This window comes from Paenimyroides ummariense, from assembly GCF_900115115.1.
In the GTDB taxonomy this organism is placed as follows: Bacteria; Bacteroidota; Bacteroidia; order Flavobacteriales; family Flavobacteriaceae; genus Flavobacterium; species Flavobacterium ummariense.
This window is the reverse complement of sequence record NZ_FOVI01000006.1, coordinates 110877-130037: the sequence shown is the minus strand read 5'-3', so window position 1 is coordinate 130037 and position 19161 is coordinate 110877. Positions and strand designations below refer to the sequence as shown.

Genomic DNA, 19161 nt, shown 5'->3' with positions numbered 1-19161 from the left:
TACAAAATACTTTGGCAACAATTGTTAAGCTATATTAAGATTGATGTTTTTTATAGCTTTTAATTGTTTTGTAAAGAATATTAAAGTCTTCTTTTTTGATTGATCTTTCATCAATAATAATCTTCCGACCATTTTGTGTTGCAATACTGACTTTTCTAAATATAAAATACTTGTTATCGTTTGAAAACCATTTAATAATATTCAGAGGGTTTTTAAAATGATTTGTGTTTACGATCTTCTTATTATAAGTAAATGAATCCTTCAAATTGATCGTTTTCTTATACAAACCCAAGAAATTTGATTTTATAAGTTTATCATCAATAATTATAAAAGTTTCTATTTTCCATAGACTAAAAGTCACGATTAAAATACCTAAAAAAAGCCAAAATATTGAAAATTACTTTTTGGTTTAAATTATAAGAAAACAAAAATAGTAAAGTAAAAAACGCTCCATAAACAATACTGAATAAAGGAATAGTTTTATCTATACGTGCTTTCATAATTAACTTCTAAACAGTTTTCTGCTGTTTGTTCTTTTGAACAATTTGATACGTTATAAACAGAATAATTAACCAAACCGGAATTAAAATTACCGAAACATGCATACCCGTAATAGTCATAATTGCTAAAATTGCCAGTAAAAACACAATACAGATGTAATTTGAAACAGGATATATTATAGATGGGAACTTCGTTTTGATATTTGCCTGATCTTTAAACTTGCGGAATTTTAGATGCGTAAAAGAGATCATTACCCAGTTGATGATTAAACAAGAAACCACAAGCGACATTAATATCTCAAATGCTTGTTCTGGCACAAATTTATTGATTAAAATACAAATAGCAGCAAAACAGCTTGATACGATAATGGCACGCGTTGGCACAAAACTCTTGTTCAACTTTAATAGGAATTTCGGTGCATTACCTTGTTCTGCCAAACCAAACAACATACGGCTGTTGCTGTAAACCGATGAGTTATAAACCGATAACGCTGCTGTTAAAACAATTAAATTTAAAGCATTTGCAATTAAGTTTGTTGCCGAAACATCGGTTCCGAAAAAGTTAAAATGCATTCCTTTTAAATTATCGAAAACGGTAACAAACGGACTTGTTTTTGTGGTGATGGTTTCCCAAGGCGAAAGCGAAAAAAGGATGATTAAGGCTCCAACATAGAAAATCAAAATTCTATAAATAACCTGATTGGTTGCTTTTGGAATGTTTTTCTCCGGATTTTCGGCTTCGGCAGCTGTAATTCCTATCAGTTCCAAACCTCCGAATGAAAACATGATGATTGCCATAACCGACAATAATCCCTGATATCCGCTTTCTGTTTTTTCGAACCATCCTTTAGGAAAAAATCCGCCATTATTTGTCAGATTTGATATACTTGCCTGTTCGCCGCCCGTTCCCGAAATCAATAAATACGTACCAAAAACAATCATTGCAACAATAGCAACAACTTTAATAATAGAAAACCAAAACTCGGCTTCGCCAAACATTTTCACAGAACCTAAATTCAATGCCGTAATTGCCAAAAAGAAAAAGGTACTTGATGACCACAAAGGAATTTCGGGCCACCAATATTGTACGTAAATTCCAATAGCGGTTAATTCAGACATGGAAACCAGTATGTACAAAATCCAATAGTTCCAACCCGAAGCATAACCCGCAAAAGAACCCCAATATTTATAGGCAAAATGCGAAAAAGATCCCGAAACAGGTTCTTCTACCACCATTTCTCCCAACTGACGCATAATAAAAAAAGCGATGATTCCTGCAAAGGCATATCCAAAAATAACCGATGGTCCTGCTAAAACGGCTGCCGGTCCAATTCCTAAAAATAAGCCGGTACCAATAGCACCACCCAACGCAATTAGCTGAATATGGCGGTTAGACAACCCGCGCTTTAAGGTGTTGTCTGTTGTTGTTTGTTCCAAAGTTGAAAGTTTTAGTTTGTTTTAACTGCTAAAATAAAAGTTTATTTTAGAAAATCAATAAAAAAGGTTGCACTTGGCAACCTTAATATTTTATAATAAAAACCCATTTGGCGTTTTCTACCAAACCGGTATCAAAAACCTGCTTGAAATAATGCACTTTACCATTGTTGTTTTGCAAAGCGTAACGCACAACTTTCAAATTTTGAATTTGCGCCCATTTTTCTTGAGCTTTACCGACTGGAGATGGCGCATTTGTTAATTCCACAGCATTATTTGGTAACGCAATAAAATCTTCGGTTAAAACTCGATCGAAATCTTGTGGTGGTGTTATCGGGTTTGGAACAATTATTTCGCCACTACCCATAAAAACCTGCGTTGCATGATAAACCAACTGATTTCCTTCGGTATAATGAACTTTAATATATCCAACATCAGCCGGCGGAACATTTTCAACCTTTAGATTATACGTTGGATAGTGTTCATTGTAATGATAAACCTTTCCGCCTTCAAAATTATTGGTTAAATCATCAACAATTAAAACCGTGACATTATTAGTTTTTTCAACAGATATTATATCATCGTATTGACAACAAGACCCAGTTATAATAGCAACAACAAACAACAACACTAATTTTTTCACTTTCCGTATTTTTTCAATAATCCGTAAAACAACATACTTAAGCCAACGCCAACAGCCGCACCCAATGATTTTGAATGCCCTGTAATTTTTGTTACGGCAATACCTGCCGCTGCACCTGTGGTTACCAAAGCAGCTATATCTTCGTAATTTAGCTGCTGCATTTCTTGTTTAATTACATTTTTCATAGTTTCTCTTTTTCTATTAAATGTACAAAATTTAATTATTGGTCGATTTTTTTTAACAAAAACACCAATTTTGAAGGATAGAAATTTATTTAGGTTTTATCTTTGAGGAAACTTTCACCCAATGATTGAAAACATTCAAGTAATTGCTTTTGATGCAGATGATACGCTGTTTATTAACGAACCTTATTTTGACGAAGCCGAAGAAAAATTTTGTGCTTTAATGAGCGATTATTTATCTAAACAAAGTTTGGCGCAGGCATTGTTTAAAACGCAGATTGATAATTTGCAGTTGTATGGTTACGGCATTAAAGGATACGTTTTGTCGATGGTACAAACGGCTTACGAGGTTTCGAACCACACGGTATCGACCAAAGTAATGGAAAAAATCATTGAAATTGGTAAAGATCTATTAGCCAAACCTGTTGTTTTGTTAGATGGAATTGAAGAAACCTTACAGCAGTTACACGGAAAATACAAATTGGTCGTGGCTACAAAAGGCGATTTAAAAGACCAACACCGCAAGTTGCATTTATCGGGTTTGGGCGCTTATTTTCATCATATCGAAGTAATGGTTGAAAAGGAAGAATTAGATTACGAAAAGCTTTTGAAACGTTTAGAAATTGAACCTGAGAACTTTTTAATGATCGGAAATTCGTTAAAGTCTGATGTTTTGCCGGTTTTAAACATTGGTGCAACCGCCGTGCATGTGCCTTTCCACACCACTTGGGCACACGAACGTATTGACCATGAAATTGTGCACAACCATTTTTACGCTGTTGAAAAAGCAAGTGAACTTATAGATTTATTGAATTTATGAAAACCGAAATTAATTTAGATATCTGGAAACGCAAAAGTCATTTTGAATTTTTCTCGGCAATGGACGAACCTTTTTACGGCTTAACTGTTGAAATGGATGTAACCCAAGCCTACAAAAAAACCAAGGAATTAAAAACGTCGTTTTTTATCTACTATTTGTATGCTACGTTGAAAACCATAAATGAATTACCGGCTTTTAAGTTGCGAATTGATAACGGAAAGGTTTTTCAACACGATCGTATCGATGCTTCATCGACAGTTTTAAAAGAAAACGAAACGTTTGGGTTTTCGCATATTATCTACCATAACGATTATGCTATTTTTGAAGAAGCCGTAAAACAGGAAATTGCGCGCGTACAACAAACCGACACGTTACTTACAAAAGACGATTACGGCGATAACATTATTCATTTTTCGGCGGTTCCGTGGGTGAATTTCACTTCGTTGACGCATGCGCGTGGATTTAAATATCCCGACAGTTCGCCTAAAGTTTCTATTGGTAAAATGATTGATAAAAACAATAGAAAGTTTTTTAATGTTGCCTTATTTGCACATCACGGTTTGGTTGACGGTATTGATATGGGTCGCTTTTTTGATTTGTTTCAGAATATTTTGAATGAGTAATTTGTTGTATTGATATTAATCAAACTCCTTTAAGATAAGTTGAAAAATGTTGTTTTTAATATTTTCTTCATTTTCTAATATAATATCTGATTCTGAAAGAATAATTTCACGTTTATCTTCTTCCGAAAAGGTATTAAAGGATACAAACTCTTCCAAAACGAATTCTATAAGATTTTTTAAATCTTTTTTATTAAATTGATTATATGCTAAATTTTTAGCTGCTGTATTTTTTATATTATTAAGCGACTTTTCTACATATACCGCATTATCTTCTGATATTTTAGAGCAATATTTACTTTCATTATCTTCAATAACTTTAATAATTCTACTTACAAGTTCATAATCGGCAGAAGTAGATTGTCTTTGAGAATTACTAATAATTTGATCAAGTATTTTTCTATCGGCTTCAGAAATTTTTACATTTCGTTTTGATTGGGTTTGTTTTATTAAATTTTCAACAACATCAATAAGGCTTTTTATTTCTGGATCTCTCGGTGAATTTACGTTTCCACTTCTCCAACCGTAATAATCCCAAACACCTAACAAATATTTTGTTCCATCATAAATATCCATGTTACTTTTCTCATACCTTGTCTTATCTACAACCACGGCAAAAACATCTGTTAATAATTCAATATCATCTTCATTCATAGAAGCTTCATATTTCTTAACTTTAACTTTATCGTAATCTTCTAAAGTATGTATTCGTGAATTTAATTTGTGAAAACGTACTACATATTTTTCTAATTGATAATCCTTAAGAATTTCATCTATTTGAAAAATATATTTTACATCAAACGACGGTTGTACCAACATTCGAACTTTATATCTGTCTGCCAAACCATCAAATAATTTTTCTTTCGTTTTCTGATTATGTTTTAATGTAGAATCTAAAATGTCAAAATAATTCTCACTAGGTTCCAAACCATCGTAAAAAATCCTGCTTTGGCAAATTCCGCTCGTATTAGATGTAATTATAAATATTAAAACACCTATTGCTTTAAATAATTTCATTGTTTGTTTTATTTTAGTACCGAAATTTACATAAAAAATGTTCTCCATAGCGTATCATTCTATATACAATCATCCTGTTCCTGAAAGCCATCGGTTTCCTATGGAAAAATACCAGTTGTTGCCCAAACAGCTGTTGTTAGAAGGTATTGTTACAGAAGATTGTTTTTTTAAACCCGCACAAGCTTCTTTACAAGATATTTATTTGGCACACAACCCCGATTATGTAAACCGCTACACGCAATTGCAGTTAACCGATAAAGAGCGTCGAAAAACAGGTTTTGTGCATTGCCAACAATTAATTGACCGGGAACTTACTTTGGTTCAAGGTACCATTGACGGAGCTTTAAATGCTTTTACCCAAAAAGTAGCTTTTAACATTGCCGGGGGCACGCATCATGCTTTTTCTGGTCATGGCGAGGGTTTTTGTATGTTGAACGATCAGGCTGTTGCGGCAGCTTATTTATTGAAACACAACAAAGCTTCTAAAATTTTAATTGTTGATTTAGATGTGCATCAAGGAAACGGAACTGCCGAAATTTTTAAAAACAATCCGAATGTTTTTACTTTTTCTATGCACGGAAAAAGCAATTATCCGTTTAAAAAAGAACAATCAAACATAGATATTGATTTAGAAGATGGAACTACCGACGAGATTTATCTAACTATTTTACAAGACCATTTAGAAAAAATCATTGTAAAAGAACAACCCAATTTTATTTTTTATCAGGCGGGTGTTGATATTTTGGCAACCGATAAATTAGGTAAACTAAATTGCACCATTAACGGTTGTAAACAACGCGATGAACACGTTTTTTCATTAGCAAAAAAGTATAACATTCCCGTACAATGCAGTATGGGCGGCGGTTATTCGCCTAATTTGTCAACCATATTACAAGCACATGTAAATACGTTTAAAGTTGCTAAAGATTTATTTTATTAAAATTTAAAAACAGATGCACAAATTAAATAACTGTGCATCTGTTTAGGTGGTTAAAAGAACAGCACTTCGTTGATGACAATTTCGGTAATGCTGCGCTTTACACCTTCTTTGTCTTCGTAGGTACGGTAGGTTAATTTACCTTCAACAGCAATTTCCTTACCTTTTTCTACGTATTTCTGAATAAGCTCTGCAGTTTTGCCCCATGCTACAATATTATGCCATTGGGTGGTTTCTATTTTTTCTTTTTTATCGTTGTAATAAAAATCGCTGGTTGCTAACGATAAAGTTACTTTTGTACCGTTGTCAAAAGTTTTTGTTTCCGGTGTGTTACCTACTCTTCCTACAAGACGAACACTGTTTCTTAATGTACTCATGGCGTTTAAATTTTAAATGATTAAATAATTATCTGGTACAAAGTTGCAACAGCTTACAAATTTTATTCGGTTGTTAATCATTTATAGTCGATTGTAAACGTTTGTTGTCGAATACAGCGTTGTTTTAACAGTTAAAAACTTTTGTATATTTGAAAAAATTAGCTGTAATACTTAAACATATCTACTAAATTGAAAGCTTACATTCAAACAGATAAATCCGGAGAATTTTATAACGTAAATGCATTTATTGCAAACGAAGGTTTTAAGCATTTTGGTTTCGAAACCGAAAAATTTTATAGAATTGAGGAAATAAATGATAAAAATCCAGAAAATGTTATTGTTGGTGGAATTGGAAACGTAAGGAAAAGATTAGAAATTTTGGGTATTACCAGAAATCAAAATGAAATTGATTATCCAATTGAACTTCAGAAATACTTAGGAAGAAGAATTTGGAAATCAACATTGGAAACAGTTTTAGCAGAACAAAAGTTTAATATTTTTATAAAACCAGATATAGAAACTAAAAAATTTACTGGAAAGGTATTTAAAAATGAACTAGATTTTATTGGTTTAATAGATGAAAATAGTCCAACAAAAGTACTTTGCTCTGAAATCATAAATTTTAATGCTGAATTCCGCTGTTTCATTCGTTACAAAGAAATTCTTGACATTAGAAGATATAAAGGGGATTGGAATAAGGCTATTAATTTAGAAATCGTTAAAAATGCAATATCTGACTTTAAAACACAACCGAATTCATTTGCATTAGATTTTGGAATTACTGACGATAATAAAACTGTTTTAGTAGAAGTAAATGATGGACATTCCTTAGGAAGCTATGGAATATCCTCACAAAACTACGCTAAATTCTTATCGGCAAGATGGTCGCAATTAACAAACACAACTGATTACTTAAATTTCTAAAAAGTACCCTTTTACTCTTGGATTGATAAAGAACTTGTCTTAAGCAAAAGTTTGACACTTGTGCTATTGTTAGAAATTTTTAATTAAAATTTTATGATAAACATAACTCTTTTAGACATAATTAAAGATTATCAAACTGGAGCTGATAAGGCTGTTTTAATTTTTAAGAACAAATACAATGTCAATGATATTTTAGAAGGTTGGCATAGCGGTATATATGAACAAACAGGTAAATTAGTTGATGAAGGACTTTATTTTTATGCCTTTCACGGAATTGGATTAGCTGCTCATTTCAAAGACAAAATTGTGGACTTTGATTTTGCATATTTTCCTGAACCTAGACATGACGGCTTTGACTTATGGAGATTAACAAATTTTATTCAAAACCAACGTAACAAATACCCTGATTATAACAACAAAGAAAAAATAGAAAGAGAATTTAATGAAATTATAGAAAATGGAATTATAGCAAAACCGAAATTAGAAAATTCTACAACGCTTTATTTTTTTAAAGATACGTTAACTACTGAAATAATTAATGAAGCACCAAGGAAAAACAATAACAACTCTCAAAAAAAGTCGCAGACTTGGTGGAAAAAACTTTTGGGATACAAATAGATATTATAAAAACCAAAAGGAAGTCAAATGACTTCCTTTATTTTTCTTTAATAACCTTAATAATTCCTTCCAGGTTTTCGTTTAAATTCAGCATTTCGGCAAACACTTTATCGTCTTTAGCCAAACCGCCGTGTTTATTATTTTTACGAAACAGTTCCTTGATTTCTTCCCAACGAACTTTCTCGTCAACCGTAATTAATCCGGCAAGTTCCTTTAACTTCAGTAAATTGCTTTCTGTATCGGCAGTCAGCGTTTGCGATTCGCTTTCGTAATGCGTAAGCAACAAATCGTTAATTTCCTTTTCGTTCATCATGGGCACAACCTGTGCAACCAGTTTACTCATGTTTCGGTACGATCCCTGCATTTTAAAAGCTGGTTCGGTTCGGTAGGCATCCTGCATTGCCGCACTTTGAATGTACTGCTGGTTCACTTTAATCACCACATCGCGAATCTTGATGATATGCTGTAAAACGGTAATGCAATCGTCGATTTCCTGCTTGGTGTAATTTCCTTCCAAGTCGGGCAATTGTTCAGTTCCTTGCGAAATAAAATCGATCAACGCATAAAAATCCTGAAATGATCTACTGGCAATTTTCTCTAAATACACATTTTCAATCGCCGCATTTTCAATCAAACTTAAATTAAACAAATGCGCCGTATCGCCAATAACATCGCCCAGATTATACACATCGGCACGGTTTGCCAACATATCGGGAATCTGAAATTTAGATCCGCTTTCGGTGTACGGATTTCCCGCCATTACAATACAGAAACGTTTTCCGCGCAAATCGTAGGTTTTACTTTCGCCGTCGAAAATTCCATCAATTTTTCGCTGACCGTCTGCCAATGAAATGAATTTCTGTAAAAATTCCGGACTTAAATGCTGAATATCGTCTAAATACAGCATTACGTTATCTGCCATTTCAAACGACAAATTAATCTTTTTCAACTCTTCGCGTTCGCCCGATGTTTTGGCTTCCACAGGATCAATTGACGTGATGGAATGCCCAATGGTTGGTCCGTTTACTTTTACAAAATGCAGCCCCATGGTTTTTGCCAGATATTCCATTAACGTGGTTTTACCATAACCCGGCGGCGAAATTAACAGCAGCATTCCCATACGTGCCGTGCGTTTGCTGTCGCCTGCGGTGCCCAATTGTTTTGCCAGATTGTTACCAATTAACGGAAAATACACTTCGTTGATTAGTTTGTTTCGAACGAACGTTGTTAATACTTTTGGCTCTAATTCGTTTATTTTTAATGCGTTTTCGTACGATTTGCTCAACTGGTTTTTTAAATTGATGAACGCTTCAAAACGCGGAACTTTGTTGTTTGTAAAATCGGTCAGTTTGTTTATAAAAGCGTAATAATCCAACGTAAAACTGCCGTTTTCCAATATGGAATGATTTCCTTTTAGTTCATTGATTTCAACCGAATCTTTACCAAAAACAAGCTGATATTCATCTTTTGAAAACAATAAAACAACTGCGGTTTCATCGATGTATTTTCGATAGATTTCCAAATCGGCATGCTCATCAATAAAAGCATTCAACCAGTTTAATATCAAGAAATAACGATCGGTTAACGAAAATTGTTCGTTTTGAACATCGGCCTGAAAATCTGCCAACGATCTTTTTTCCTGAACAATTCGTAAAAATTCCTGCTTTAAATGATCGCTGAATTCACTAATCGCAAACTTTTTATAGGTACTGAACGAACCAAAAATATAATGCGCCACGCTGGTTTTATCAGTCAAAGTTTGATCTACCGTTGTATGCCACTGCTGAAAATGATTTTCGATTTGATCGATCACCGACTGATAACGCTGTGTGCTTGGAAACGCTTTTAAAACCGAATGTGTGGATTGAATTAACGTGAACAACTTCTGCTGATCGTTCTTTGATAAATGATGCCAGAACAACTGCGCAACCGACCGTGTGGATACATTGTAACGCAACACGCCTAGTTTTTTGTCGATACTTTGCAAGGCTTCGTAAATAACAAGCGCATCGGTATTATGAACGCCTTTTATATATCCTTCGGAATAATTTTGCTCTACCGTTTGGTTGATAAATACCGCTGCATCAAAATCGTTATAAGTTGCCGCTTTAAACGCTTTGAACGCCAGGTATTCCGCTCGATAAACCGTATTGTTTTCCGAAATCAGTTCCTGATTCCAAATATCCTGATAGTTTGCTAAATCGGTATTTTGAACTTTTTGATAAAAACTAGTCCCTGTTAAATGGTAAAAAAGTTCGTTGTTACGGTTAACCAGCGTTAAACTTAACGATTGGTTATTAACCGAAAACTTGTGTTTACCCAGCGCAATAATATTTTGCCCGTCAACATACAGTTCGGTTTTATCGCGTAAAATTCGTTGCGCATCTTCTTGCGTTTTCTTTAAAAGATTTTCAAGATTTTCTGCTTTTGATACATCGTTTAACGTTTTTAATTCGGCAACCAATTGTCGAACCTTATCAATCATTAAATCCGAAGCAAAAAAGCTTAAAATATCCTCTTTTGTTGCAAGCGTCAACGATTTATTTTCGATGTTTTTCAGAACACGCAAACCAATCTGTTCCAGCGAATCGGTTCGTTTGTTAACCTGCGCTACAATCTGTTCACGCTTGGTATTGAATGCCTTAATTACCTCATCGCGCTTGTCGGCAATTTTCAGTACAAAATCATCGATATCAGAAAACTTACTTTCCAGTTCTTCTAACTGAACAACAATTTTGGTATAATATTCATCGGTTTTTTCTGCCGATGTTGAAAGTTCCAAATAATTAGTAACCGTTTGTTCCAACAAGGTCAGCTGTGCAGCGAATTCGGCTCCGGCTTCCTGATTTCGTAACGAATTTATTTTACGAGTTAACTGCGCACGCAATTCGTTCAACGAACTAAAAATCAGCGATATTTTCTCGACAATTTTTGTGGTTTGCGTAGCATCATCGATCTTTAAACCGTTTAAAATATCAATTAAAACTTCTAATTCGGTAGAAATTTCGGTATTGGTTTCTTCTACCGCTTTGGCATCAAAAACCTTATCAATAGCTGCGACTTTTTCTTTTTGAGCTTCAACTTTCTGTTCGTAAGGAATCAAAGCTTCATCTTTTAAAAGAAAAGCAACGGTTTGGTTTGATAAATCAACGGTAATGGTATTCAATCGGTCAATTAACTGATCTACATTTTCTGTTGAAACATAACGAACGGCTTTTAAACTGATAAATTCGCCCTGTAATTTTCGTGCAGATGCCAACAAATTCACCAACTGATCCAAGGTTTCAACGGTGGTACTGTTGATTTTAAAAATCAGTTCCTCTAAATGTTTATCGGATTGCTGGTATAATTCTTCGGCATGTTTGCGTTGTGCCTGAACTTTTACAAATTCGTCGATTGCGGTGTTGGCAACATCTTTTATCTGACTTAACGGCGTTCCTAAATCTTTCAACGCAGCATCGTTAATCCAAAAATACGAATCAAGCAACGTGGTGGTTTTCTTCAGAATTTCCTCATACAAACCTTCGTACGAATCTTCTTTGGTTGCCAATTGAATAACCTCTTGAGTTTCTGCCATTGCCTGCACAATCTGCTTGTTGCCCACTTTGTATAACGGATCTTCTTTACGGGCTTCGTTCTCTTTTAAAACAGCCATGTAGGGCGTTTCCCAAATTTGTACCTGATGGTGACGCGTTGCTTCGGCTTCGGTTCTAAAATAAATTAAACTGCCGTCTTTAAAAATGGTGAAACCGTTGCAAACAATAGGCGTTTCTACTGCCTGCTGAATGATGTTGTACGACATTAAAATGAACGTATTCGTTTCGCGCTGATTAAAAATGTACAGAAAATCTTCTCCGTTGGGCGATGCTATTTTTCGTAAAAACTGCACATTTTCCAAATGCGAATCGAACACTTTGTGGGTGCCGTTTTGCAGATAATATCCGTTCGAAAAAATGATTCCCTGATTATCGGGCAACAAAATCGCCGATTGGTTTAACGACGGAAGGTTGATTACTTCTTTTGTTTTTACGTTGAACACGTAGGCACGAAAATCTTCTTGATACGGTTTTATGCGTATGGCAATTAAATTTCCTAAATCAGCATAGTAATATTCGGCATCGTCTAACTGCTGGTCTAAATTGGTGACTTTTTCACTGTAAATTCCTTTGCCTGTATCGGTATTGTCTTCAATTTTAAAGGTAATATCGCCGTGCAATGCTTCAATAAAAACCTTATCTAAAATAGAAATATGCGGAAACTTACCTAAACGGCGGTCGTCTAAATTGGTTTTAATCCATTGAAATTCAAACTGCGTAGGCTGTTTTACATCGTGAATACTGCGATCGTCCTGATAAATCAGCTTGCCGTCTTTTATCAACCATTTAAAAGCCTTTAAATCATCGACATTTTTACTGGTCTGAAAAATCATGTACAAGTAATTTTCTGTTCTGCGGAATTTCGCAAAAATAGAATCGCGGTAATATTTATACAGATTCTGATAATCGGTTACAAAGTTGGTATCGTTGATTAAATCTAACGTTTGCGGTACAAACTGATTATTTTCGAACAGATAAATGCTGAAAACATCGCCCAGTTTAATTTCGGTACGCAAACCAAAATGCACGTTGTAACCAAAAATGCAAAGATTGTCTATGGCAACAATTCCGCGCGCTGTACAGGTATTTTCGGTATCGATCCGCTGATTTGCCTTTAACACAAAACTGGTAGAATTGAAAACTTCTTTGCGGGCGATGTTTAAAGATCTTAACCTTGCCAGCAACTCTTCTTTCTGTGTATGCAAACGCTTGCGAATAATCTCGTATGCGCCGGAATCTATGGTTGATTGTGGTGTTGTAACTTTTTCTTCTTGCATTGATTTTAAATTAATGCGTTAGTGAAATTAAACTTGCCTTTCTTTGGTTTTAAAAGGCAAGTTTAGGCAAAAGTGTGTGTTTATTTTTATGATAAATCTTGTGTCATTCTGAACGAAATGAAATGTAGTGAAGAATCTTAAACTATTGACTCTAAAGATTGCTCCGCCAGTTCATTATCGCTCGTGTCCTCCTACGCCGGAATGACAACTAAACTATTTGATCAAATTCATACTAAGCAAATCGTCACTTCGAGTAGCGCAACATAGTGAAGCGTATCGAGAAGTTTAAATTTCTTAAGTTCTCGACAAGCTCGAACTGACGCGAACCTGAAAAAACTTATTTAGTATAATCTTCCTGATAATCATTTAAGATTAAATTAATTTTTTGTTTGATATTCCCAGGTTTTTAGCCAAACCGAATAACGAATTAATAAAACCTGCGTCTTCTTCGTTGTTTTGACCGCTTGCTGCTTGTTGTAGTTTAATTAAAGCTGCCGAAACGGTTAGATTTTTAATATCGTTCGATGAAATGCCGTATTTGTCTGCCAAGCCACGGATTTTCTCCGCTAAATCTCCTTTTCCGTCTGGACCCATCAACGATTCTTTAATGTCTAAAGCATGTTGCGAATTGTTGATTAAATGATCGAAACCTTTTGAGTTGGAAACTTGGCGAACAATGTTTTCAAAGAACATAGTTTCACCACCAACGATATCGATTTTAGCGGTTTTCAATGCTTCAGACAATACTTCAGCCTGTGCAGAAGCGATATCTTTTTGAATGTTGATATGTGCCAGTTCTACTTCTTTCTCTTTTTGTAATTGTAGTTTAAACTCCTCGTGCTCTTTACCAACGCCGTCTAGTTTTTTCATAGCTTCGGCTTTTTCTTCGATACCTTTAGCTTCTGCCATTGCTTTTTCACGAACAACTTCGGCTTGTGCCAAACCTTCTTTACGCATAGCTTCTGCTTTAATTTCGATAACCGCTGCGGTTTTTGTTCCTTGAATTTCTTCTGCTTCTGCTTTTGCAATCATTACTTCTGCTTCAGATAATCCAATGGCAGCTTCTTCTTTCGCTTGTGCTTCGGCAATAATTTTACGAGCTTCTGCTTCTTTTGCTGCAGCTTCTTTCTTCGCTTCGGCATCAATCAATACTTCTTGTGCTTTACGTTCTGCAACTAATTTTTCTGCTTCGGCATCGATTACTTTTTTCTCTTTTTCTTGTTCTGCTGCAATTTTTGAAGCTTCGGCAGCTTTTACCGTTGCAATTAAACGCTCTTCTGCTTCTTGAGATGCTGCAATTACACCTGCTTGTTTTTTACGTTCTACTTCACGGAATACCTCAACATCACGAACATTTTGCTGCTCTTCTACAACGCCTTTTTCTAACTGAACACGTTCTTTAATGACGTTTTGAATCGATTTTTTCTCGGTTTCGATCGATCGTTCTTTATCAATCTGTGCCAGGGTAACGATACGCTCTCTTTCGGTTTGCTCTAACGCGCGGTCTTTTTCTACACGCTCGGTTTCAACTGCATCGGTACGAATTTTATTCTTTTCTGCAATGATGATCTGACGCAGTTTGTTTTCTTCCTGAACAGCCAATTGTTCTTCGGTTGCAATACGAACGGTTTGCGATTTTAGACGTTCTTCTTCACGAACTTTAGTAATTTCAGCTTCTTCGCGTGCTTTAATATTATCGATTTCACGTTTTTGACGCTCTTCCTTTTCAGCTAATTGTCGATCTAATTCTAAAATTGCTTCACGCGCTTCCACGTTTTGCTTTTTTATTACTTTTTCTTCTTCGCGACGAATTAAATTGGCACTCATATTCTGTTTTGCCGTTAATTCGGTAATCTTTTTAATTCCTTCAGAATCTAAAATATTATCGGCACTTAAAAAACGTAATTCGGTTTGTTCCAAATAATCAATTGCACAATCGTCTAAAATATATCCATTTAAATCTGTTCCGATAATGTTCAATATTTCATCACGAAACTCACGACGTGCTTCGTATAATTCAATAAAATCGAATTTTTTACCAACGGTTTTCAATGCTTCGGAAAACTTCGATTCAAAAATACTTTTCAATGTTTCCGGATCACTTGCACGGTCACATCCTAAATTTTGCGCTACATTGATCACATCGTCTACCGACTTGTTTACGCGAACGAAAAACGCTACTTTGATATCGGCACGAATATTATCGCGACAAATCAACCCGTCATGCTGCATACGGGCAATTTCGATTTTCTTTACCGAAATATCCATGATTTCCATTTTATGAAAAACCGGAATTACGTACATTCCTTTGTTGAATGCCACTTTAGATCCGCCCACACCAGTACGCACAATTGCCTTGCCCTGCGGAATTTTTTTGTAGAACATGCTTAGTACTACAAAAAACGAAATAATTAAAAATACAATTATGCCTAATGCTAAAAGTATGATTCCTGATACGCCCGAAAGCCCATCGATTAATAATAGTTTGTTCATTGATTTAATTTAGTTAGTTTATATTATGTAAGGTTATGTTTGGTTGTACTTCGTAAATATTGTTTTCTACGGCTTTAATAATCATTACTTCTGCGCCGTATTCTATGCGGTTTCCTGTTTGACTTTTTACATTTAACCGAAATACATCTTTTTGAATGGTTACTTCTAAAATGCCTATTTTGTTGTTTTCTATGGTTGATTTCAACGTACCGGTTCTGCCTAAAAAATCGATTGATTCTTCGCCGTTATAGCCTAAATTTTTGTACATTTTTACTAATGGTTTTGTTACATAATGCATGATTACGAAGGTGATTACAAACACCGGAAGCAGTATTAACACTGATTTGATGCCCCAATTCGCCAAACCTAAAAAGATGGATGACAATAAGGTAAGAATCCAGCCGATGAACTTAAACAAGGTTACAATGACCATTAACGGCATTTTGCCTATGTTGATAAATTCTAACACTTTTGATCCGAAGGAAACCTCGCCGTCAGCATCGGTATTTACATCGCCATCGGAAACATCGCCCATGTGAAATTCGGCATCGGTATCTATTCCATCGCCCGAAAAAAACATAAAAACCCAATACAGCAAAGACATTCCGGTAAGAACCGTCATAATTCCGTTTGAAAGCGGATAGAATAATAGGTTTAAAAGTTCTGCCATAGTATAGTTATTTGTTTTTAGTTATTAGTTCTTGCAAACAGTAATATAATTAAATTTTCGTCAGTTCGAGCCTGTCGAGAACCTATCATTCAAAGACTTCTCGATACGCTTCATTTCGTTACGCTACTCGAAGTGACGGATCTAAATATCATGTTATAAAGTTAGTAACAGTCATTACTTTTATATTTCGCGTTTAAAAGTGTAGTGAAAACCATAAGCTGTTCCGCTCATATCACGACTTTCGGTTGTTACTAATTCCCAGCCTTGACTGCCCATATCGTTTAAAATTTTATCAATTTCAACAATATCGAATTTCCAGGTCCAGGTACCTTTTGGTTTAATTTCTATTGTTTTATATTCAAATCGTTTCATATAATGGTGTTTTAATTATTTCTTGAATTAATATTGTTTTAGATTTCTCGACTCCGCTCGAAATGACAGCTATCGATTGAACTAAGAAAAATTAGAGATTCCTCCTGCGTCGGAATGACAAACTTTTGGTTCTCAACTCCGCTCGAACTGACGGTTCTTTCGACTTTTCAACCTTTGACTTTAAGACTTTATTACATTCCTAATTGTTTCTTCAATGCATCTAAATCGGCATCTGATGAATTTTCGTTCAACGCCTGATCTATTTCATCTGAAACATTTGGTGTTTGTTTTGCCATTTCGCCATAAGCTTTAGCCAGCGCTTCATCTTCTTCCACCTTTTCTTTCATGCGTTCCAACATACTTATGGTGCTGTTTGAATCCATTTTTGCCAGTTGTTTATTCACCACTTTAGTTGCGTTTGCCACACGAACCCGAGCTTTAATGGTTGCTAATTCGGTTTCCCATTTGTTGATGTTGTACTTTAACACCTCGATATTCTTATGAACTTCGTTCGAAGATTCGTCGTGAATATTTGCTTGCGAGCTTAATTCTTCGGCTTCCAACAAATTCTGCTTCTTTAAATGCAATGCTTCTTTTGCCAAACGTTCAGCCTGATCAACTTCCAACTCCTGTTTTTGAAGTTTTTGAAGCAACAACACCGCTTTGTTTTCAAAATCGGCAGCATCTTCGCGTTTTTTATCGGCAGCGTTATGGGTGCGAATTGCCAATGCTTTTACTTTGGCGTACGCTTCCATTGCCTGATCTAAATCTTCTTTCATTTCACGGATTCCTTGTTCCGTCATTTTAATGGGATCTTCCATTTTATCGACTACGGCATGAATTTCTGCCTGACCAATTCTAAAAATTCTTTTAAAAATATTCATATCTTTTATTTTTTAATTCTTTGAAAACTGTATTAACTGTTCGGAATATTCGCTTAACAACAAACTCAGCGAGTTTAATGCGGCATCAAATTCGTTAAAATCTAAATTGTGAATTTGCAGCGTATATCTAAAAATAACTTTCGAACCATCTTCGGTAAGTGCAAAAGCACCGTGAATTATATCTCTGTTTTTCATTAACAAAGCCTTGAACACCTGCATATTATCGGCTTGTAACGTAAACAGGTATTGTTCAAATATTAAAACGGGCGCGGCAACACCAACGATTAAATTCTGAACTCCGTCTGCCAGATTTTCTATCAAAAAAATCCCTTCTTCTTTGCTTTTATATTTGATACTGTATCCTGTATCCAAAATATATTTTTCGACGTTTAAAAAATGCATTGTAAATTAATTTTGTATCTTGCACATATCTTTTGCATAAAGATAATACTTTTTGCAAATAAATTTAGCAAAATTTTTATTTTTTTTCAAAATGAGTAAAATTGGTTACAATATAAAGAAGCTTCGAAATGTAAAAAACTTAAGCCAACAGGCTTTTGCCGATATATTCAACCTTACGAGAGGTAATATTTCGTCGTACGAAGAACTACGTGCGGAACCCAAATTAGAAAGCATTATAAAAATTGCTAATTATTTTAGCATACCATTAGAACATCTTTTGACAAAACAACTGTCGGTTAACGAGATTTTAAACTTTAACGACTATTTTAACGAGGAAGGTCAGAAAAAATTACAAAAAAACTTTGCAAACATTCCGTTTATTTCACGCGAAGCTATTCATCATATTAAAGAAGGAACTTTTGATGTTCAGAAATTAGATCTTATTGCTTTTCCAATGTACAGCTCGCACAAGTTTATTGCTTTGGAGCTTACACACGAAATTGCCGCACCGGCAAATGTGGATATTCCCGAATACACCATTCTGTTTTTTGAACAAGTTCAAATTGATACCTTACACATGTTAGATAATCATTTCGGAATGTTTTTAACGAATACCGAAATTTTTATTGGAACGTATAATCAAAACAAAACAACGATAAATTTGAAGCTGAACGAATGGAAATCGGAAGATTTTAATACCGAAAACCTGCAAAGCTTTTGGAAATTATACGCTAAATTTGAAAAAAAATTATAAAATGGTTCAGTCAAAATTAAGTAACACCGCCTACTTTTACAGCTTACTAATTTTAAGTTTTCCGGTTTTAACTGCCTTTATTGTCAACAAGTTTTTACGCATGTTTCAAGATAACTGGCATTGGGGCTTAACAGTATTTTTGGTTGTGTGCGGTTTGGTAAGTTTGTTTGTAATTATTTGGGGCTTTTTTATTGAAATGAACCTGCGCATGGCAACAATAAAAATAACTAACGACACCATTGAAATAAAACAACTGTTGGGCTTTGGCACTAAAAAAACTTTTAAAAACACTGATATTGATGGTTTTGCCATTCGTGAATTTAGACAGCGAGCGCAATACCACGAATATTGTTATTTGATTCAAGACAAAAAAGCAATTGCCGTTTTTTCTAGCTTGTATTACAAAAATTATATGGAAGTTCGAGATGAATTGCAACAACGCTTAAAGCTTTTGAAGTAGAATGCAAAAGCACCGAAGAAAATATAGCCTTTTTGAAAAAATAATCGACAGTATTGTTTTACTTGGATTGATTACATTTTGGTGTATTATTTGGAGAGTAAATCAAAATCCGGATCAAAATCTTCCAACACATTTTAATATTCAAGGTACAGCCGATAGTTTTGGCAACACTTCTCATTTA

General features: G+C 34.7%; 18 protein-coding genes. 7 read left to right on the top strand and 11 right to left on the bottom strand.

The features are described 5' to 3' along the window. Window positions 1-509 precede the first annotated feature (509 nt). From BM253_RS06410 to BM253_RS06400, 3 genes are all read right to left on the bottom strand, one after another. Entirely contained in the window at window positions 510-1937 is a 1428-nt protein-coding gene (locus BM253_RS06410) for an amino acid permease (protein WP_091520978.1), read from the bottom strand. 82 nt (window positions 1938-2019) lie between these two features. After that, on the bottom strand, window positions 2020-2577 hold the full coding sequence (locus tag BM253_RS06405; RefSeq protein ID WP_091520975.1) for a hypothetical protein: 558 nt from the start codon (window positions 2575-2577) through the stop codon (window positions 2020-2022). Further along, window positions 2574-2762 (bottom strand): hypothetical protein, encoded by a 189-nt coding sequence (locus tag BM253_RS06400; protein WP_091520972.1) that lies wholly within the window; start codon window positions 2760-2762, stop codon window positions 2574-2576. Before BM253_RS06400 ends, BM253_RS06405 begins: the two co-directional genes overlap by 4 nt. Window positions 2763-2883: 121 nt before the next feature. On the opposite strand from BM253_RS06400, the gene BM253_RS06395 reads away from it, so the two are divergent. After that, window positions 2884-3579: an HAD family hydrolase gene (locus BM253_RS06395; RefSeq protein WP_091520969.1), complete on the top strand. Its 696-nt coding sequence runs from the start codon at window positions 2884-2886 to the stop codon at window positions 3577-3579. After that, window positions 3576-4202: a CatA-like O-acetyltransferase gene (locus BM253_RS06390; RefSeq protein WP_091520967.1), complete on the top strand. Its 627-nt coding sequence runs from the start codon at window positions 3576-3578 to the stop codon at window positions 4200-4202. Before BM253_RS06395 ends, BM253_RS06390 begins: the two co-directional genes overlap by 4 nt. A gap of 15 nt (window positions 4203-4217) precedes the next feature. Here the strand turns inward: BM253_RS06390 and BM253_RS06385 are convergent, their stop codons facing one another. Beyond that, window positions 4218-5216, bottom strand: coding sequence for a hypothetical protein (locus BM253_RS06385; protein ID WP_143095599.1), 999 nt, complete (start codon window positions 5214-5216; stop codon window positions 4218-4220). Window positions 5217-5253: 37 nt separating this feature from the next. Here BM253_RS06385 and BM253_RS06380 point away from each other — a divergent pair, with 37 nt between their 5' ends. Then, window positions 5254-6156: a histone deacetylase family protein gene (locus BM253_RS06380; RefSeq protein WP_091520958.1), complete on the top strand. Its 903-nt coding sequence runs from the start codon at window positions 5254-5256 to the stop codon at window positions 6154-6156. A gap of 50 nt (window positions 6157-6206) precedes the next feature. Here the strand turns inward: BM253_RS06380 and BM253_RS06375 are convergent, their stop codons facing one another. Continuing rightward, window positions 6207-6530, bottom strand: coding sequence for a single-stranded DNA-binding protein (locus BM253_RS06375; RefSeq protein WP_091520954.1), 324 nt, complete (start codon window positions 6528-6530; stop codon window positions 6207-6209). Window positions 6531-6719: 189 nt separating this feature from the next. Here BM253_RS06375 and BM253_RS06370 point away from each other — a divergent pair, with 189 nt between their 5' ends. Beyond that, on the top strand, window positions 6720-7454 hold the full coding sequence (locus tag BM253_RS06370) for an ATP-grasp domain-containing protein (RefSeq protein ID WP_091520950.1): 735 nt from the start codon (window positions 6720-6722) through the stop codon (window positions 7452-7454). A gap of 93 nt (window positions 7455-7547) precedes the next feature. Then, on the top strand, window positions 7548-8072 hold the full coding sequence (locus tag BM253_RS06365; RefSeq protein ID WP_091520947.1) for a DUF6896 domain-containing protein: 525 nt from the start codon (window positions 7548-7550) through the stop codon (window positions 8070-8072). Window positions 8073-8109: 37 nt separating this feature from the next. Here the strand turns inward: BM253_RS06365 and BM253_RS06360 are convergent, their stop codons facing one another. From BM253_RS06360 to BM253_RS06335, 6 genes are all read right to left on the bottom strand, one after another. Further along, on the bottom strand, window positions 8110-12945 hold the full coding sequence (locus BM253_RS06360) for a DNA repair ATPase (RefSeq protein ID WP_091520943.1): 4836 nt from the start codon (window positions 12943-12945) through the stop codon (window positions 8110-8112). Window positions 12946-13317: 372 nt separating this feature from the next. Then, a complete protein-coding gene (locus BM253_RS06355) occupies window positions 13318-15438 on the bottom strand; it encodes a flotillin family protein (RefSeq protein ID WP_091520940.1) in 2121 nt (706 codons plus the stop codon). 13 nt (window positions 15439-15451) lie between these two features. Then, window positions 15452-16108, bottom strand: coding sequence for an OB-fold-containig protein (locus BM253_RS06350; protein WP_091520937.1), 657 nt, complete (start codon window positions 16106-16108; stop codon window positions 15452-15454). Window positions 16109-16288: 180 nt separating this feature from the next. Then, complete coding sequence (locus BM253_RS06345; protein WP_091520934.1) at window positions 16289-16480, bottom strand: DUF4177 domain-containing protein; 192 nt, start codon at window positions 16478-16480, stop codon at window positions 16289-16291. Window positions 16481-16671: 191 nt separating this feature from the next. Continuing rightward, on the bottom strand, window positions 16672-17364 hold the full coding sequence (locus BM253_RS06340; protein ID WP_091520932.1) for a PspA/IM30 family protein: 693 nt from the start codon (window positions 17362-17364) through the stop codon (window positions 16672-16674). Between the two features lie 12 nt (window positions 17365-17376). Next, window positions 17377-17766: a type III secretion system chaperone family protein gene (locus BM253_RS06335; protein WP_091520929.1), complete on the bottom strand. Its 390-nt coding sequence runs from the start codon at window positions 17764-17766 to the stop codon at window positions 17377-17379. 91 nt (window positions 17767-17857) lie between these two features. Between BM253_RS06335 and BM253_RS06330 the strand changes: the two genes are divergently transcribed. Together BM253_RS06330 and BM253_RS06325 are read left to right on the top strand one after the other, a co-directional pair. After that, window positions 17858-18520 (top strand): helix-turn-helix domain-containing protein, encoded by a 663-nt coding sequence (locus tag BM253_RS06330; RefSeq protein WP_091521100.1) that lies wholly within the window; start codon window positions 17858-17860, stop codon window positions 18518-18520. A 1-nt stretch (window position 18521) separates the two neighbouring features. Next, entirely contained in the window at window positions 18522-18980 is a 459-nt protein-coding gene (locus BM253_RS06325; RefSeq protein WP_143095598.1) for a hypothetical protein, read from the top strand. Window positions 18981-19161: the final 181 nt, after the last annotated feature.

What these genes read in the sequence shown, in the direction of transcription:
- BM253_RS06365 (WP_091520947.1), top strand. Translation starts at nt 7,548, where the DNA reads ATGATAAACATAACTCTTTTAGACATAATTAAAGATTATCAAACTGGA.
- BM253_RS06400 (WP_091520972.1), bottom strand. Translation starts at nt 2,762, where the DNA reads ATGAAAAATGTAATTAAACAAGAAATGCAGCAGCTAAATTACGAAGAT.
- BM253_RS06390 (WP_091520967.1), top strand. Translation starts at nt 3,576, where the DNA reads ATGAAAACCGAAATTAATTTAGATATCTGGAAACGCAAAAGTCATTTT.
- BM253_RS06355 (WP_091520940.1), bottom strand. Translation starts at nt 15,438, where the DNA reads ATGAACAAACTATTATTAATCGATGGGCTTTCGGGCGTATCAGGAATC.
- BM253_RS06340 (WP_091520932.1), bottom strand. Translation starts at nt 17,364, where the DNA reads ATGAATATTTTTAAAAGAATTTTTAGAATTGGTCAGGCAGAAATTCAT.
- BM253_RS06335 (WP_091520929.1), bottom strand. Translation starts at nt 17,766, where the DNA reads ATGCATTTTTTAAACGTCGAAAAATATATTTTGGATACAGGATACAGT.
- BM253_RS06325 (WP_143095598.1), top strand. Translation starts at nt 18,522, where the DNA reads ATGGTTCAGTCAAAATTAAGTAACACCGCCTACTTTTACAGCTTACTA.
- BM253_RS06380 (WP_091520958.1), top strand. Translation starts at nt 5,254, where the DNA reads ATGTTCTCCATAGCGTATCATTCTATATACAATCATCCTGTTCCTGAA.
- BM253_RS06350 (WP_091520937.1), bottom strand. Translation starts at nt 16,108, where the DNA reads ATGGCAGAACTTTTAAACCTATTATTCTATCCGCTTTCAAACGGAATT.
- BM253_RS06330 (WP_091521100.1), top strand. Translation starts at nt 17,858, where the DNA reads ATGAGTAAAATTGGTTACAATATAAAGAAGCTTCGAAATGTAAAAAAC.
- BM253_RS06385 (WP_143095599.1), bottom strand. Translation starts at nt 5,216, where the DNA reads ATGAAATTATTTAAAGCAATAGGTGTTTTAATATTTATAATTACATCT.
- BM253_RS06375 (WP_091520954.1), bottom strand. Translation starts at nt 6,530, where the DNA reads ATGAGTACATTAAGAAACAGTGTTCGTCTTGTAGGAAGAGTAGGTAAC.
- BM253_RS06360 (WP_091520943.1), bottom strand. Translation starts at nt 12,945, where the DNA reads ATGCAAGAAGAAAAAGTTACAACACCACAATCAACCATAGATTCCGGC.
- BM253_RS06345 (WP_091520934.1), bottom strand. Translation starts at nt 16,480, where the DNA reads ATGAAACGATTTGAATATAAAACAATAGAAATTAAACCAAAAGGTACC.
- BM253_RS06395 (WP_091520969.1), top strand. Translation starts at nt 2,884, where the DNA reads ATGATTGAAAACATTCAAGTAATTGCTTTTGATGCAGATGATACGCTG.